The sequence below is a fragment of the Gordonia sp. SID5947 genome, assembly GCF_009862785.1.
Taxonomy (GTDB): Bacteria; Actinomycetota; Actinomycetes; order Mycobacteriales; family Mycobacteriaceae; genus Gordonia.
The window spans coordinates 3,398,277-3,414,841 of the sequence record NZ_WWHU01000001.1 but is presented as its reverse complement, the minus strand read 5'-3'; the positions used below and the strand labels follow the sequence as shown (position 1 = coordinate 3,414,841).

The 16,565-nt window shown below is 67.0% G+C and carries 14 protein-coding genes; 6 read left to right on the top strand and 8 right to left on the bottom strand.

Annotation, left to right across the window (positions count from 1 at the left end):
* Positions 1 to 30 precede the first annotated feature (30 nt).
* Entirely contained in the window at positions 31 to 1,122 is a 1,092-nt protein-coding gene (locus GTV32_RS15685; RefSeq protein ID WP_161061107.1) for an aminotransferase class V-fold PLP-dependent enzyme, read from the bottom strand.
* A 208-nt stretch (positions 1,123 to 1,330) separates the two neighbouring features.
* On the opposite strand from GTV32_RS15685, the gene GTV32_RS15680 reads away from it, so the two are divergent.
* Positions 1,331 to 1,642 (top strand): hypothetical protein, encoded by a 312-nt coding sequence (locus tag GTV32_RS15680; protein WP_161061106.1) that lies wholly within the window; start codon positions 1,331 to 1,333, stop codon positions 1,640 to 1,642.
* A gap of 22 nt (positions 1,643 to 1,664) precedes the next feature.
* Complete coding sequence (locus GTV32_RS15675) at positions 1,665 to 2,258, top strand: hypothetical protein (RefSeq protein WP_161061105.1); 594 nt, start codon at positions 1,665 to 1,667, stop codon at positions 2,256 to 2,258.
* Here the strand turns inward: GTV32_RS15675 and GTV32_RS15670 are convergent.
* The gene (locus GTV32_RS15670; RefSeq protein WP_161061104.1) at positions 2,218 to 3,552 is read right to left on the bottom strand and encodes an MFS transporter; all 1,335 of its coding nucleotides are present in this window, start codon (positions 3,550 to 3,552) and stop codon (positions 2,218 to 2,220) included. The genes GTV32_RS15675 and GTV32_RS15670 overlap by 41 nt on opposite strands.
* 135 nt (positions 3,553 to 3,687) lie before the next feature.
* Between GTV32_RS15670 and GTV32_RS15665 the strand changes: the two genes are divergently transcribed.
* Positions 3,688 to 4,251: a YqgE/AlgH family protein gene (locus GTV32_RS15665; protein WP_343287452.1), complete on the top strand. Its 564-nt coding sequence runs from the start codon at positions 3,688 to 3,690 to the stop codon at positions 4,249 to 4,251.
* A gap of 103 nt (positions 4,252 to 4,354) precedes the next feature.
* Positions 4,355 to 6,376 carry a CocE/NonD family hydrolase gene (locus tag GTV32_RS15660; protein WP_161062564.1) on the top strand — a complete coding sequence of 674 codons (2,022 nt, stop codon included), beginning with the start codon at positions 4,355 to 4,357 and terminating at the stop codon, positions 6,374 to 6,376.
* Between the two features lie 23 nt (positions 6,377 to 6,399).
* Here GTV32_RS15660 and GTV32_RS15655 read toward each other — a convergent pair whose 3' ends face one another.
* Genes GTV32_RS15655 through GTV32_RS15645 form a run of 3 tightly spaced genes read right to left on the bottom strand, consistent with a single transcriptional unit; the run spans position 6,400 to position 8,568 of the window.
* A complete protein-coding gene (locus tag GTV32_RS15655; protein ID WP_161061102.1) occupies positions 6,400 to 7,065 on the bottom strand; it encodes an XRE family transcriptional regulator in 666 nt (221 codons plus the stop codon).
* A 44-nt stretch (positions 7,066 to 7,109) separates the two neighbouring features.
* On the bottom strand, positions 7,110 to 8,117 hold the full coding sequence (locus GTV32_RS15650) for a bile acid:sodium symporter family protein (protein ID WP_343287347.1): 1,008 nt from the start codon (positions 8,115 to 8,117) through the stop codon (positions 7,110 to 7,112).
* Between the two features lie 4 nt (positions 8,118 to 8,121).
* Complete coding sequence (locus GTV32_RS15645; RefSeq protein WP_161061100.1) at positions 8,122 to 8,568, bottom strand: SdpI family protein; 447 nt, start codon at positions 8,566 to 8,568, stop codon at positions 8,122 to 8,124.
* A 105-nt stretch (positions 8,569 to 8,673) separates the two neighbouring features.
* Here GTV32_RS15645 and leuS point away from each other — a divergent pair, with 105 nt between their 5' ends.
* Positions 8,674 to 11,559, top strand: coding sequence for a leucine--tRNA ligase (gene leuS, locus GTV32_RS15640; RefSeq protein WP_161061099.1), 2,886 nt, complete (start codon positions 8,674 to 8,676; stop codon positions 11,557 to 11,559).
* Here the strand turns inward: leuS and GTV32_RS15635 are convergent.
* Together GTV32_RS15635 and GTV32_RS15630 are read right to left on the bottom strand one after the other, a co-directional pair.
* On the bottom strand, positions 11,543 to 12,487 hold the full coding sequence (locus GTV32_RS15635; protein ID WP_161061098.1) for a hypothetical protein: 945 nt from the start codon (positions 12,485 to 12,487) through the stop codon (positions 11,543 to 11,545). The two genes, leuS and GTV32_RS15635, sit on opposite strands and share 17 nt — an antisense overlap.
* Positions 12,488 to 12,607: 120 nt before the next feature.
* Positions 12,608 to 12,940 carry a TfoX/Sxy family protein gene (locus GTV32_RS15630; RefSeq protein WP_161061097.1) on the bottom strand — a complete coding sequence of 111 codons (333 nt, stop codon included), beginning with the start codon at positions 12,938 to 12,940 and terminating at the stop codon, positions 12,608 to 12,610.
* Between the two features lie 62 nt (positions 12,941 to 13,002).
* Between GTV32_RS15630 and GTV32_RS15625 the strand changes: the two genes are divergently transcribed.
* Entirely contained in the window at positions 13,003 to 14,196 is a 1,194-nt protein-coding gene (locus GTV32_RS15625) for an acyl-CoA dehydrogenase family protein (RefSeq protein WP_161061096.1), read from the top strand.
* A 25-nt stretch (positions 14,197 to 14,221) separates the two neighbouring features.
* Here the strand turns inward: GTV32_RS15625 and GTV32_RS15620 are convergent, their stop codons facing one another.
* Positions 14,222 to 16,558, bottom strand: a complete 2,337-nt coding sequence (locus GTV32_RS15620) for an arylsulfatase (protein WP_237421557.1) — start codon at positions 16,556 to 16,558, stop codon at positions 14,222 to 14,224.
* Between the last annotated feature and the right edge of the window lie 7 nt (positions 16,559 to 16,565).

Here is a 16,565-nt window from a genome sequence, read left to right as displayed (position 1 = left end):
TGGTGCCGGGATCGGGAGTGGTCGCGCCGGTCAGTAACCCATCGTGCGCAGGGCGTCGGCGAGGCGGTCGAGATCCTCACGCTCGACGTCGAGGTGCGGGCTCACCCGCAGCACCGACTGCTCGGTGGCGAGCGGCGCGCGCCACGAGTCCGCGGCCGTGACCAGTATTCCCAACGCCAGCAGGTTGTCGCGCGCGGCCGCGACATCGGACGGCTGCCAGCCGGGCGGCGGGGCGAGCGTGGTGATCGCCGAGGGCTCGTCGATCGGTTCCAGGACCTCCCAGCTGGCGATGCCGTCGAGACGCTCGCGAGTGGTGCGACCGATCGCGGCGAGCTCCCGGAAGACCCGCTGCTGCCCGATGGTCAACATCTCCGACACCGCGACGCCCAGGCCGAGGCGACCGGCGACGAAGGCTTCCGAACTCTCCACCTCGACCGGGCGCAGCGAGTCCTTTCGCACCGCCACGAAACCGACCCCACGCGGGCCCGTCAGCCACTTGCGACTCGTCCCGTAGACCACGTCGGCCCCGGTCACGGTCGGAACATGTCCGGCTGACTGCGCCATGTCCACCACCACGGGCACGCCCGCGGCGTGGGCGATCTCGACGATCCGGGTCACGGGTTGGACGACACCCGACGCCGAGCCGATCTGACAGATGTGGATGAAGTCGGGCTGCTCGAACTGCAGCATGTTCTCCAGCGCGTCGGTGTCGACGTGTCCGGCGACATCGGCGTCGGGCAGCGGTCGTACCGCGTACCCGCGGCGTTCGAACTCCACGAGATTGGGACCGAACTCGTTCTTCGCCACCCACACGGTGGTGGAGATCGGCAGGTTCCAGTAGGTGAGGAGCGCGCGAAGGGCGGCTCGGGCGCTCTCGCGAAAGGCGAGTTCGTCGGCGGTGTGCCCGATCAAGGAAGCGAGATCGCGTTTGTCGCGGGCGATCTCGTCGTCACGGTCGGCGGCGGCGATATAGGAGCCGCGTTCGGTCTCCCGCCACAGGTGGGCGGAGATGGCGCCGATCACCGCGTTCGACGACCGACCGGCGGCCGCCGAATCGAGGTGGACGATCTCCGGGCGGAGGCGAGCGCGTCGCCACTGTTCACCCAGTTCGCTCACGTACATAGACCCTGAACCTACCGGTTTGCACAGACGCAACGACTCTCGGGTGCGATGACGTCGGAAACGGATCGATCGCGAGCCCCGATGGGGTTTGCGAGGCGCGCACCCACCTGCACGGTTCGGTGGGTGCAGCGGCGTGACCTCACCTACCATGGTGTTGCCTGCGGGCATCGGCCATGTCGACGATCATCAAGGCGCGCAAGGAGAATCAATGCCCCAACGCGAACCAGCCGGACCGGTGGACCGGGCGCTCATCGGTGATCCGGTGACAGTGGACGAGCACACGACGTTCATCCCCGTCATCCGCAGGGGTATGCGCGGCCGGCCGGTGGCGGTGGGAGCGTTCACCGTGACTGACGGGACCACCACGTGGACGCCCGCGGTCGACAGTGGACGCGTCGCGGTCATCGGTGTGATCACCGGCCTGGTGGCCGCAGCGCTCGGTTCGGCTGCGGTGTTGCGGCAACCGCCCTGGCCGAGGATGACGATCACCGAAGAACGCCCGCGTACCGGAACCCGATAGGTCTGCGCTGCGTCGAACCCGTATGGACCCGACCATCGACTACCTGTTCGGCACCGGCGACGGTCATACAACTTCCTGGACCTCGGTCGCGGACGCCGACCTCGACGGAGACGGCACCGCCGACGCGGTCTGGCTGGACTTCGACGGTGACGGGCGTCGTGACGATGCGATGTGGGACACCGACGGGGACGGCACGGCCGATGTCGTCGCCCTCGACCGGGACGACGACGGCCGGCCGGACGAGCATTATCGGGACAGCGGCGTGGGGGTGTGGGGCGAACGTACGACCGACCCGTCACGCGGCGAGGAATCGTCGGAAAGTGGGGGCGTGGTGCCACCGCCGAGGGCAGGGCGCGTCGACGCTCCGGCGCCCCGTCCCGGCCCGCCTGGTTCCACGGACGTTTCCGTCGCGGTCCGGACCGAGGATCTCGACGGCGACGGGACAACCGACATCGAGATGAGGGGTGATCTCCGGGCGGGGATCCCGGTGGCGCATCGGCTGTATGTAGACGACGACGGGGACGGCCGCTTCGATCATGTCTTGATCGACGAGAACGACGACGGCCGTGCCGACGTCAGCTTCGACTCTCGTTCGCCTCGATTCGATCGTCGGTGAGCCCACCGTGGCGCGGGTGGTAGGGGGTGTGGACCACCCGGACCACGAGTGACCCGACCAGGTACAGCACGGTGCCGAAGATGACCAGCACCACCGACTTGCCGTCGTCGGGGATGGCGAGGGCCGCCAGGGTGACCGCGCCGACATAGGCGATGTTGAAGACGGCGTCCTGCACGGAGAACACCTGACCGCGCACCGCGTCACCGATGTCCACCTGCATGGCGACGTCACCGCAGAGTTTGGCGACCTGTCCGATCAGGCCCAGGACGAACGCGGAGATGCAGAGGGCCACCGGGTTGAAGGTCACCAGGGCGACTTCGGCGACGGCACCGATGAGCAGGGCTGCGATCAGCGTCTTCTTGCGGCCGATCCGGTCCACCGAGTAGGGGGTCACCACGGCCGCGAGCAGAGCGCCGCCTGCGGTGAACCCGGCGACCACGCTGACCCCGGCGAGCCCGTCGCCGGCACCGGCCTGCTTGCTGATCACCAGCAGCATGAGTGTGTTCATGCCGAAGACGAGCCGATGGGTGCCGATGGCCGACAGCGCGGCGGAGACCGTACGGGAGCCGGCGACGGCCCGGGCGCCGTGCAGCAAACCCACCGTCACGGCGTGTACCGCCGAGCGTCCGGGATCGTCCGGCTCATCGGGGCCGAGTTGCAGTCGGGCGAAGCCATGAGCCAAGGCGCCCGCGATGAGAGCGATGACCACCCCGCCGAGGGTGGTCAGGGCACTTCCCGAATTGTCCGGCCCGAACAGCGCGCGCAACACCGCCGCGATGCCCGCGCCGACGGCGAGCATGCCGGCCCCGAGGGTCGTGAACAGGGCGTTGGTCGCGACGATGACATCTCGGTGGGCCACGTGTGGCAATCCTGCGGACAGACCGGAGGCCACGAACCTGCTTGCTCCCGTCACGGCGAGCGCACCGATCAGCACGATGGTGTCGGCCGCGCCCGCGGCGATCGCCACCGCGACGAGCCCGATCATCCCGGCCCGAATCACGTTGGCGTACATCAGGACGTGGCGTCTGTCCCAATGGTCGAGCAGGGCCCCGGCAAACGGGCCGATCACCGAGTAGGGGAGCAGCAAGACGGCCAGCCCGCCGGCGATGGCCAGGGGATCGGCGTGTCGTTCGGGATTGAACAAGATCGCACCGAAGAGCGCGGCCTGGAAGACGCCGTCGGTGATCTGGCTGGTCAGGCGGACCGCGAGAAGCCGTCCGAGCCCGGGTGAGTACGCGAGCGAGCGAACGAACCCCCGGAGGCCGGGGGTGGCATGCTGCAAGCCTGACGTCACTGATTCAGACTACCGACCTGATCGGCCCGGCCATGCGATGATGTCTGAGTGGCCGGCGGCGACGATTCAGAGGAACCGACCCCCGAGTTCTACTCGGAGGGCGGCGCGCCGGATTCCGCGCGCGACTTCTCGTCGGTGGGCCGGGTTCGGCCCGGGACCCTACTTCTCGCGTCGACCGATCTCCTCGAGCCGACCTTCGCCCGCACCGTCATCTACGTCATGGAGCACAACGATGCGGGCAGTCTGGGCGTGGTCCTGAACCGGATGAGTCAGACCGCTGTGCACAACCTGTTGCCCCAGTGGTCGGATCTGTCGGCCTCGCCTCGGGCGCTCTTCGTCGGCGGACCGGTCAAACAGGACGCCGCCCTCTGCCTCGGGGTGGTGAAACTCGGCGCGGACATCAGTGGCCACGAGGGGTTGCGTCCTCTGGACGGCCGCGTGGTGCTGGTCGATCTGGACGCCGACCCGGCCGAACTGTCCGAGGTCCTCGTCGGTGTCCGGGTGTTCGCCGGCTACTCGGGCTGGGGCATCGGCCAGCTCGACGGCGAGCTCGAACAGAACAGCTGGATGCTGGCCTCGGCGCTGGCCAACGATCTGCTCGTGCCACCGACCACCGATCTGTGGGCCGACGTCCTGCGTCGCCAGCCGTGGCCGCTGCCGCTTGTCGCATCCCACCCGATCGACGTGAGCCGGAACTGAGCTGACCCGCACAGCCGAGAGGACGGGTGACGTAGCACACCGTCTCTGCTAGATTTTGGACGCTTGGTTCGGTCAGACGGGGGTCGATGACGTGCGGGTGGGGATGATCAGCGGGATCTTCGGGATCCTCATGGCGATGGTGATGGTTCCGGCGACCGCGGGTGCGGCGCCGTCCCCGACCGGGGGAGCCGCCGCAGCGCGGTGGGCGGCGTCTCATGACGGCCCGCAGCCGTATGCGGGTGTTGCCGTCACGTGGGATGTGCCGATCCGGATGAGCGACGGAACAATTCTGCGCGCCAATGTCTATCGGCCTGCCGACGGTGCCGGCCGCGCGACGACGAGGCGCAATCCGGTGATCGTGAACATGACGCCGTACACCAAGCTGATCACCGCGGTCGGTGCTGCGGTCACCCAACATCCGGTTCTCGAGCCCCTCCTTCGGCAACTCGTGACGGCGGTCAACCAGGTCGCCACACCGATCCGCGACATCGCCGACGTCTCGCAACTCACCAACACGCTTCGTGATGGCGGGGCCAAGACCTTCATGGTCGACCTCGATCTGGTGCGAAGCGGGTACACGCAGGTGGTGGTGGACGTCCGCGGCACCGGCTTCTCGCAGGGCAAGTGGGATGTCTTCCAGAGCCGCGAACAGGCCGACACGCTCGAGGTCATCGACTGGGCGGCCCGACAGCGCTGGTCGAACGGCAAGATCGGCATGTCCGGGGTCTCGTACTCCGCGATCAATCAGATCCAGGCGGCCAACAAGAACCCGGCCGCGCTCAAGGCGATCTTCCCGGTGGAGCCCGGGGGTGACCTCATCCGCGACATCGTCGCACCCGGAGGGGCACTCGGCGTGGGCTTTCTGCCGATGTGGCTGACGCTCGTCAACACCACCAAGCTGGTGCCGAACGTGTCGTCGATGCTCAACGGGACGTTCGACTGGAAATGGTTGGCCGACCGGATCTCCGACCCGCTGACCTTCTACCCGCAGCTGTTGGCGGCGCTGGTGACGCCCGACATCAAGTCGGTGCCACCCGAACTCGATGAGCTGCTCACCGACAGTTCCGAACCGCGAAAAACGTGGCAGGACAACGCTGAACGGATCACCACCCCGACCCTCATCTATGGCGGCTGGTTCGATCTCTTCACCAACAGTGAAGTGCGGATGTACAACAAGATCCCGCTGTCGCCGGGCAAGAAGCAGCTGATCATGGGCGACGGCTACCACTTGACGATCGGCGGCGGCCAGCAAGGCCGGGCCGGCACACCGCCACGTCTGGATGTCCTGCAGAAGGCATGGTTCGACAAGTGGCTCAAGGGAATCGACAACAAAGTCGACGCCTACGGTCCGGTGAACCTGAAACAGGTCGGCGATCAGTGGATCTCCGCGAAGCAGTTCCCGCGCGCCGGCATGTCCCGGCAGCGGCTGTACCTCGGCGACCGGCGGAGCGGGACCGCCCCCCATGCGGTGCGGGACGGCAGCCTCACCACTGCGGCCCCGGCATCACATGGCCGGATGACGGTCTCGCCCGGGCTGCTGACTCTCTGCTCGCGGGACGCAGCTCAGCAGACGGCCGGTGCGCTCGCACTGTTCCCGTTCTGCGCCAGGGATGCCCGGATCCCGGAGCGGGACGCACTCACGTTCACCACCGCGCCTATGCGCACCACGCGCAGCGTCTCCGGTTACACGAACCTGCACCTCAACACCGTCATGGACGCGTCCGACGGGTACTGGACGGCCACGCTCAACGACGTCGCGCCGGACGGCACGTCGAAGGTGATCAGTTCCGGCCAGGTCATGGCGTCGCTGCGCGGTTACGACCGCTCCCGCTCGCAGTTCGCGCCCAACGGGGACGTGATCGATCCCTTCTACAACCTGACGCTGGCCTCCCGGCAGCGGGTGACACCGGGGAAGCAGGTGGCCCTCGACATCGGGTTGCTGCCCACCGAAGCGCTGATCAAGCCGGGTCACCGGTTGCGTGTGGATGTCTTCGCGATGAACGTGCCGCGGGGGCTTCCGCTGCGCCCGTTGCTGAACGAGTCACAGCTGAAGCCGCAGCACATCCAACTCGATCCGCAGCGGCCGAGTTTTGTGAACCTGCCGCTCTCCACACCGATCCCGTAGCGCCCGCTCACCGCGCGGCCGGTTCACTCCGCTTCGTGGTTGTCGGGGTACGCGGTCACCGCGAGAAAGCGGATGGGCAGACGGACCAGATCATGCGGGCCGTGGATACCCTCGCCGTCGAGCAGCAGGCAGTCGCCCGGACGCAGCGTGTATTCGGCGTTGCCGTGCCCGTAGACCATGACTCCCTCCAGCATGTAGAGGAGTTCGGTACCCGGGTGCTGGAAGCGGGGGAACACCTCGCTGTCGTCGGTCAACGTGACCAGGACGGGTTCGAGGCGCTTGTGTTGTCCGCGCAGCGCACCGAGGTGCTCGTAGTGATGACCGATTCGGGTACCGCGGCCGACGATCACCGCCCCCTTGCCCGACTCGGTGTAGACGGCTTCGCGCTCTGCGTCGGCGCCACGGAACAACGAGGTGACCGGGACGTCGAGACCTGCGGCGAGGCGGGCGAGAGTCGACAGACTGCAGGAGGTCTGGGCGTTCTCGATCTTCGACAGCATGGCCTTCGAGATGCCGACCTTGGCGGCCATCTCGGCGACCGAGAGGCCGGCGTTTCGGCGGAGCAGCCTCACCTGATGGGCGATCGCGGCCTCCAGGTCGCCACCCGTCGGCGGATCTCCCACCACCTCACGCTGGACGGGCGCGGGGTCACCGGTGTCGCGGACGATGTTGGAGGCGTCACCTGTCATGGTCGCAGTTTAGCGACCATTGTTTCCTGACAGTGGACGGACGCTCAGACGGCGTCGACGAGTTCCGGCTCGCGGCCGTACCGCGTCGCCAGCCAGGAACACAGGATGAGCTGGATCTGGTGGAAGATCATCAATGGGAGCACGATCAGGCCCACGGTCGAGCCGGCGAACAGGACCGTCGCCATCGGGAGACCGGTGGCGAGACTCTTCTTGGTGCCGCAGAACTGGATGGCGATCACATCGGCGCGGTCGAATCCGAGTCGCTGTGGCACCCATCGGGTGACCACCAGCATCACGACGACGAGGATCAGCGAGATCACCGCGACGGCGACGATCTGTGCCGCGTCGACCATCGACCAGATGCCCTCGCGGACACCTTCACTGAAGGCGACGTAGACGACCAGGACGATGGAGCCGCGGTCGGCGAACTTGGTGGCGTGGGCATGGCGGGAGAAGAAACCACCCACCCACGGCCGTGCGATCTGTCCCAGGATGAACGGTACGAGGATCTGCCCGACGATCTTCACCACCGACGACGCGTCGATCTGCATGTCGTTGTGAGTGCTCATCAAGGCGACCACGAGCAGTGGTGTGAGGAAGACGCCCAGGATGTTGGAGGTCGAGGCGCTGACGATCGCGCCCGGTACGTTGCCGCGCGCGATCGAGGTGAACGCGATCGACGACTGAACGGTGGAGGGCACCAGGCACAGGAACAGTAGACCGTTGGCGAGATCGGCACCGACCATCGGCGTGACCAGGGGCCGCAGTGCCAGGCCGACGAGCGGGAACACCACGAAGGTGAATGCCAGGATGGTCACGTGCAGCCGCCAGTGCTTGAGCCCCTCGAGCGCTTCGCGCGGGTGCAGGCGCGTGCCGTAGAGGAAGAACAGCAGTGCGATCGCAGCGACGACCACCCAGTCGAGGACGTCGGCGGCGGCGCCGCGCGCGGGTAGGAAAGCGGCCACCAGCACCGCACCGAGGATGGCGAGCACGAAGCCGTCGACCGGCGAGCGGTTCAGCAGCCCACGGATCACCGCGAGAGGAGAAGACACTGATTCACGCCTGGGCGGACTCGTTCGAGCAGACACTCTTGAGGCTGCAGGCACCGCAACTCGAGGTTCCGCAGGCATCCGACGCTGTTTCGTCGTCGGGCAGCGCGGCAGCGGCGCGCACTCCGTAGGCGCTGACCAGGCCGACCACGAACAGCGCGGCGATCACGCCGACCACCGCGAAGGCGACCGACCAGTACCCGCCGATGCCGAGGGTGACGATTCCACTCAGCACCAGGATGGCGGCGGCGGCGAGTAGTCCGGGCGCGGCCACCCGGTTGGCCACCTGGAATGCCTCCTCCGAGCGCATCGACTCGTCGGCACGGACACCCACCCAACGATTGCGGGGGAGCCGCCCGACCATCCCGAGCACGCCGACCACCAGCCACATCGCGGCGAGCGCGAAGACGACCACAGCAGCGACGACAGACAGGACGATCACATCGACCACCATACGACTGACTGTCGTAGCACACCGAATCGGCCGTTGTCGCGGGATCGGCATCCTGGACCGCTCCCCGTCGACGCGATCGCCGAACCGAGGATTTACGCTGGTCGGGTGACTTCAGCTGATTCTGCCCACACTGCGTCGACCGCCCCGGCCGCCGGCTTGCCCGGCCATCGGTACACGGCGGAGCTCGCCGGTGAGATCGAGGCGCGTTGGCAGCGCAACTGGGCGGACCAGCACGCGTACGAGGCGCCCAACCCGGTGGGACCGCTTGCCGGAGATCTCGCGGCGTTCGGCGGCGGTGCGGCCGACGCCGAGGCGAAGGTCTTCATCCAGGACATGTTCCCGTACCCGTCTGGTTCGGGTCTGCACGTCGGCCACCCCCTGGGGTTCATCGCCAGCGACGTGTTCGCGCGGTACCAGCGGATGATCGGACGCAACGTTCTCCACACGATGGGCTTCGACGCCTTCGGGCTGCCCGCGGAGCAGTACGCGGTCCAGACCGGCACACATCCGCGGACCACCACCGAGGCCAACATCGAGCGTTATCTCGGCCAGATCCGCCGCCTGGGGCTGGGCCACGACGAGCGTCGACGTGTCGCCACCACCGACGTCGAATTCTATCGGTGGACGCAGTGGATCTTCCTGCAGATCTACAACGCCTGGTACGACGCCGACCAGCGTAAGGCCCGTCCGATCGCCGAGCTGGTCGACGAATTCGCTTCGGGAAAGCGCGAGGTCGGCGACGGGCGAGCGTGGTCGTCCTTGGACAAGGCCGGGCGCAACCAGGTCATCGACTCGTATCGTCTTGTCTACGAGAGTGATTCGTTGGTCAACTGGTGCCCCGGCCTGGGTACGGTGCTCGCCAACGAGGAGGTCACCGCCGACGGTCGGAGCGATCGCGGCAACTTCCCGGTGTTCCGCAAGCACCTGCGTCAGTGGATGATGCGTATCACCGCCTATTCGGATCGTCTGCTCGACGATCTGGACCTGCTGGACTGGCCGGACAAGGTCAAGACCATGCAGCGCAACTGGATCGGCCGTTCCCGTGGTGCGCAGGTCACCTTCACCGTGCCCGCCACCGACAGTTCCGTCGAGGTCTTCACCACCCGGCCCGATACCCTGTTCGGCGCCACCTACATGGTGCTCGCACCCGAGCACGCGCTGGTCGACACGGTGACCGCCGCGGCGTGGCCCGCCGGCACCGACGAACGTTGGACCGGCGGTGCGGCCGATCCGGCGGAGGCGATCACGGCATACCGTGCCGCGATCGGGGCCAAGTCCGATCTCGAGCGCCAGGAGAACAAGGAGAAGACCGGCGTCTTCACCGGCGCGTTCGCGACCAATCCGGTCAACGGCGAACAGATCCCGATCTTCATCGCCGACTACGTGCTGATGGGTTACGGCACCGGTGCCATCATGGCGGTGCCCGCGCACGACAGCCGTGACTACGAGTTCGCGACCGTCTTCGGGCTGCCGATCCGCGAGGTCATCGGCTCGGAACAGGGCATCGAAACCGAGGCGTTTCTCGGGGACGGCCCCGCCGTGAACTCCGGATTCCTCGACGGTCTGCAGGTCGACGACGCGAAGGCGAAGATCGTCGAGTGGCTGGAGGAGCAGGGGACCGGTCGGGGCACCATCCAGTACAAACTGCGCGACTGGCTGTTCGCCCGGCAGCGCTATTGGGGCGAGCCCTTCCCGATCGTCTACGACGAGGACGGGAACGCGCACGCACTCCCGGAATCGATGCTGCCGGTGGAGCTCCCGGAGGTCGACGACTACGCGCCGGTGTCTTTCGACCCCGACGACGAGCACAGCGAACCGTCTCCGCCGCTGGCCAAGGCAACCGATTGGATGACCGTCGAGCTCGATCTCGGTGACGGGGTCAAGACCTATACGCGCGACGCCAATGTGATGCCGCAGTGGGCCGGTAGCTCGTGGTATCAGTTGCGCTATATCGACCCGACCAATGAGGACACGTTCTGCGCCAAGGAGAATGAGGCCTACTGGATGGGTCCTCGCCCGGCCGAACACGGCGTCGACGATCCGGGCGGACTCGATCTGTACATCGGGGGCGTGGAGCATGCGGTTCTGCACCTGCTGTATTCGCGCTTCTGGCACAAGGTGCTCTTCGACCTGGGATACGTGACGAGTCGGGAGCCGTACCGAAAACTGTTCAACCAGGGCATGATCCAGGCCTACGCGTACACCGACGCCCGTGGCATCTACGTGCCGGCCGATGAGGTCACCGAGCGCGACGGCGGGTACTTCTACAACGGCGAGCCGGTGACGCAGGAGTACGGCAAGATGGGCAAGTCCCTCAAGAACTCCGTTGCGCCCGACGACATCTGCCGTGACTACGGGGCGGATACGCTGCGGGTCTACGAGATGTTCATGGGGCCGCTGGATCAGTCCCGGCCGTGGGCGACCAAGGACGTCGTCGGGTCGCAGCGGTTCCTGCAGCGGATCTGGCGCTTGGTGGTCGACGAGGAATCCGGTCAGATGCGCTGCACCGAGGGCGATCTCGACGACGACACCAAACGACTGCTGCACAAGACGATTGCCGGTGTGCGCGAGGACTACGCCGAGCTGCGCAACAACACGGCGGTGGCGAAGCTGACCGTGCTGACCAATCACCTGACCAAGAACTTCGAGAAGTCGGGTGCGCCGCGTGCGGCCGTGGAGCCGCTGGTCGTGATGCTCGCGCCGCTGGCTCCGCACGTCGCCGAGGAGCTCTGGCATCGGCTCGGGCACCAGAGTTTGCTGGCACGCGGCCCGTTCCCCGGGGCAGACGAACAGTGGCTGGTCGAGGACACCGTGGAGATCCCGATCCAGGTGAAGGGCAAGGTGCGCAGTCGCATCACGGTCGCGGCCGACGCCGACGAGGCGACGGTCCGCGCCGCCGCGCTTGCCGACGAGAAGATCGCGCCACTGCTCGACGGCGAGCCGCGGAAGGTCATCGTGGTGCCCGGCCGGATGGTCAACGTCGTTCCCTGAGCGAGGCGGCGCCCGCGCCGCGTGCCGCGCCGACGCGCACCCGTCGTCCATCCGCGCATGTCGCGACGTGCGCGGATGCGTGGCGGGTGCGCGTTTGCCTCTTCAGGCGGCGCAAACCATCCTCGCGCTCCTTCTCCCGTTTCATCGCATCGAACGGTGTCTCTCCGGGTCGGAGGTGATTGCGATACTTGACGTCGCCGTCGAACTCACCGACCAACCGGCCCGACCAGTCGTAGTCGGTCCGGCCGACAAGGTTCCCGTCGGCGTCGCGGAACTCGTGCTGCAGCCGAGGCACCGGTAGGCCGGCCTCGATCATCTGGGCGCGACCCCACGATTCGCCGGGATTCTCGGCGTCGCCGTCGGCGTGCAACAGCGCTCGTCGTGCCTGGCCGACACCTGACCGGCGCCGGCGCAGCATCGTCGAGATCAGGTCCCGGTCGGCGCCACGCCGGAGTGCGGCGTCGAATACCGCGAGTGCGCCCGCGAAACCCATCGTGGTGGTGCGGGCGACGTCGACGGCGGTCCGTTCCAGCGACGTCACCCGCACCCCGTCGACGAGCACCACCTCCGCGGGTTCGAGGCTGCCGATGTGTGCGTGTCGCTTGGCGCTGCGGTGGCCCCCCGAGCGAGAGCCCGTCGTCACGTGGACGCGACGCAGACTCGGTTTGAGCATCGGGAGGTCGTGCAGCGTCGCGGCGGATTGGTGGCTGAGCGTGTGGTCGGGTCCGGTCACCGCGAGGGTTGCGATCGCGGTGAGGCGGTGCAGTTGCTCGGGGGTGCGTTCGGCAGGCAGCGCGGAGACACCGGGGATGATGTGGACGAGTCGGCCCTGACGATGGGCGCGGGCGAGGTCGGTGTCGGTGAAGCCTGCGGCGAGTGCGCGGGCGCGATGTACGAGACCGTGGCGGTCGGTGGGGTGAACAGTCACGGGGATAGGACGCGCGGTGGCCCCGGCTGGTTTCATCCGAGATGAACGCGCACCCGCTACGACGACGCGCACGTCGCGACATGCGCGCGAGCCTGTTCGGTGCGCGTTTGCGGGCGCGAACTATTTGGGCGGGAGCTTGCGGGCGCAGTCGGCGCCGATGCTGACCCACCGACGCAGTTGGCGTTCGGTTCGGATGCCGTCATCGGAGATACGCAGCCAGCCGCGGGTGTCACGGCCGGACATCACCATGGGGGCGGTGTGGTCGAACTCGAGGAGTACCTCGGTCTCCTCCGGCGGGACCCGCACCATGAGGCCGCCCTGCCCACTGGCGGCGAGGGCCATGTTGCCGTTGATCAGAAAGGCGAGGCCGCCGAACATCGACTTCTCGTTCAGTCCGCATTCGGCGGCCAACATCGCGCGAATACGGTGGGCGAGGTCGTCGTCGTAGGCCACGCCTCGAGAGTAGGCCGACGGGAAGGGTTGGAAAAGAACTTACCGATGAGTAAGATATCGGCATGGCGATCAACCTGGAGCTCCCGTCGACTTTTGACTCGGCGGTCGAGCGCACCCATCTCGCGGCCGAGCACATCTTCCGGCCGATCTCCCGCAAGTACGACAAGGCTGAGCACGAGTACCCGACCGAGCTCGATGAACTGGGCAAACTCGCGAAACAGGGCCGTTCGAAGGAGAACGAGTCCGACGGTGACGCCCCCGATTCGGACGCGCCCTCGCTGAACGGTCCCAACATGCGCGCCCTGATCTCCGCCCGCGAGATGAGTTGGGGAGATGTCGGTCTACTCCTCTCGATTCCCGGACAGGGGCTCGGCAATGCCGCCATCGCCGCCGTGGCGACCGAAGAGCAGCTCGAGAAGTTCTCCGGCGTGTGGGCCGCAATGGCCATCACCGAGCCGAGCTTCGGCTCGGATTCCGCGGCGGTGTCGACCACGGCCACCCGCGATGGCGACGACTACGTGATCAACGGCGAGAAGATCTTCGTCACCGCCGGGTCCCGAGCCGACCACGTGGTGGTCTGGGCGACCGTGGACCGGAGCGCGGGCCGCGCCGCGATCAAGAGCTTCGTGGTGCCGATGACCACCGAGGGTGTCACGGTCGCTCGCCTGGAGCACAAGCTCGGCATCCGGGCCTCGGACACCGCGGTGCTGCGATTCGAGAACGCACGTGTCCCCGCCGACAACCTGCTCGGCTCACCCGAGGTGGACACCAAGAAGGCGTTCGCCGGCGTGATGCAGACCTTCGACAACACGCGTCCCGTGGTGGCCGCGATGGCGATCGGACTCGGCCGCGCAGCGCTCGAAGAACTCCGGCGCATGCTCTCCGAGGCGGGGCACACCATCGACTACGACAAGCCTGCCGCGGCCCAGCACGCGTCGGTATGCGAGTTCATCCGACTCGAATCCGATTGGGAGGCATCGTGGTTGCACACGGTGCGGGCGGCGTGGATGGCCGACAACAAGCTGCCCAACTCCAGCGAGGCGTCGATGTCGAAGGCGAAGGCAGGCCGCACGGTCACCGATGTGACGAACAAGGCCGTGGAAGTCGGTGCCACCGCGGGGTTCTCGGAGACCATGTTGCTCGAGAAGTGGGCGCGCGACGCCAAGATCCTCGACATCTTCGAGGGCACCCAGCAGATCCAGCAGCTGATCATCGCGCGGCGGGTGCTGGGGAAGTCGAGCGCGGACCTGAGGTGACGGGTCTCGTCCGGCCAGCCGGTCGTCAGGACAGGTAGCGGACCTTCACCGTGTCGATCGTCCCCTCGAACGGGAACGGTGCGCGATCGTAGTAGTCCATCGACACGGGGCTACCCAGACACGTGCCGATGTCGAGGCATTCGTTGGCGGAGAACAGTAGTGGCACGCTGATCGGCACCGACCCGGTCGCCACTGTGTCGCCGTTCGCGGACATGGTGATGGTCAGCGGGCCGCCGGGTCGGGTCTCGGCGAACTCCGTGGTGATCTCCAGTGCCACACGGCCCGCCGGTATCGGCTCGGAGCTCCGAAACTTGGTGCGCTGCATGATGAACAGGTTGTATTCGAAGCAGAGGTGGCCGTCGTCGAAGTAGCAGGTGAGGCCGCCACCGGCACCGCCGAGGGCATAGAGGACGCCATTCGCGTGGTCGGGGAGCTCAGCGTCGATCTGCACCGAGTTGGCCCGGTTGCCGAGGCCGGGCGCACAGAACTCCGGCATCCGGACGATGTCACCGGTGAACGTCCACTCCCGGTAAGGGGTCGAGATCCGCATCTCCGGGTGATAGACCGGCACCCACAGCCCGCCGCCGACGGGATACACGCTGTTGCGAGCTGCCTCGATCGCGAAGATCTCTTTGAGCTGGGTGAGTTTCTCCGGGTGTTCGGCAGCCAGATCGCGAGCCTGCGTCCAGTCCTCGTCGAGATGGTAGAGCTCCCAGACATCTTGGTCGGGAGTCCAGTCCTCGATGCCGGGTGGCAGCCCGGGAACCCAGGGCGACCGCGGCCCGAACGCCGATGCCATCCAGCCGTCGTGGTAGATCGCACGGCTCCCCATGATCTCGAAATACTGTGTGAGCAGCCGCCCGTCTGCCTCCGCATCGTCGAAGGTGTACGCGAAGCTGACGCCGTCGAGCGGCTGCTGCTCGACACCGCGGACCACGCGGGGCGGCGTGATCCCGATGACCTCGTAGATGGTCGGCACGATGTCGTTGCAGTGGTGGAATTGCCTGCGAGGCCGCGAATCCGGAGTGATCGCCTTCGGCCATCGAATCGCCATCGGGTTGCGGGTCCCGCCGAGATGTGAGGCGAGCAGTTTCATCCCCTTGTACGGCGTGCTGCCCGCCCACGCCCAGGCGGCGTGGTACTGGTTGTCGGTCTTGGGTGAGCCGAGCACATCGAGTCCCCCGAGCTCCTCGAGCGCTTTGATGTGCATGTCGACGGTGGTGGGTATGCCGTTCTGCGCGACGAGCTCGCTGATCGTGCCGTTCTGTCCTTCTCCCGACGATCCGTTGTCGCCCCAGATGTAGAGGATCAGGGTGTTCTCGTCGTACCCGAGATTCTCGATCTCGTCGATGAGGCGGCCGACCTGGACGTCGACGTGTTCGGCATATCCGGCCGCCACCTCCATCAGTCGCCGCTGGAACGGCCGCTGATCCTCGGGGATGTCCTCCCACGCGGTGAGACTGGGGTCGCGTTCGGTCAGTTCCGCATCGTCGGGGATCCAGCCCTGGGTCTTGGCACGCTCGAACACGCGCTCGCGGTAGGCATCCCACCCGTCGTCGAACTTGCCGGCATACTTGTCGGCCCATTCCTTCATGATGTGATGCGGGCCGTGCAGGCAGCCGCTGGCCCAGTACATGAAGAACGGTTTGTCGGCCTCGAAGGCCTTGTGCTGTCGTAGCCAGTGGATCGCGTCGTCAGCGAGATCCTCGCTGAGGTGGTAGCCGTCCTCGGGTCGCTTGGGCGGGAGGACGCTCGTGGTGTTGCGAACCAGGTTCGGCTCCCACTGCGACGCCTCTCCCGCCAGGAATCCGTAGAAGTACTCGAAACCTTTGCCGGTCGGCCAATTGTGATACGGACCCGCCGGCGTGGTCTCCTCGGCAGGCGTGTTGTGCCACTTGCCGAAAGCTGCTGTCGCGTAACCATAGTCGGTGAGGACCTCGGCGCACAGGGCGGTGCTGGTCGGGATGTGACCAGAGTATCCGTCCCAATCGTTTGCCAGTTCCGCGATCTGACCGTTGCCGATCCGATGGTGATTGCGTCCGGTGAGCAGCGAGGCACGGGTCGGCGAGCACATCGCGGTGGTGTGGAATCGGTTGTAGCTGATGCCCTCGTCACGGATCCGCGTGAGCGTGTCGGTTCGCACCTCGCCGCCGAATGTGCTCGGCAGCCCCGGCCCCGCGTCGTCGATCAAGACCACCAGGATGTTCGGGGAATCGGCGGGCAGCGGACTCGTCGCGGGCTGCGGCGAGTAGACGGACTCTTGCATGGTCCGACCGGCCAGGGAGCCGGAGGTCTTGCCGGGGAACGGCAGTGAATCCTGTGGCGGGAGTGTGGGAAAGGCGGAAGCGGGACTCTCGGACATCGGCGTC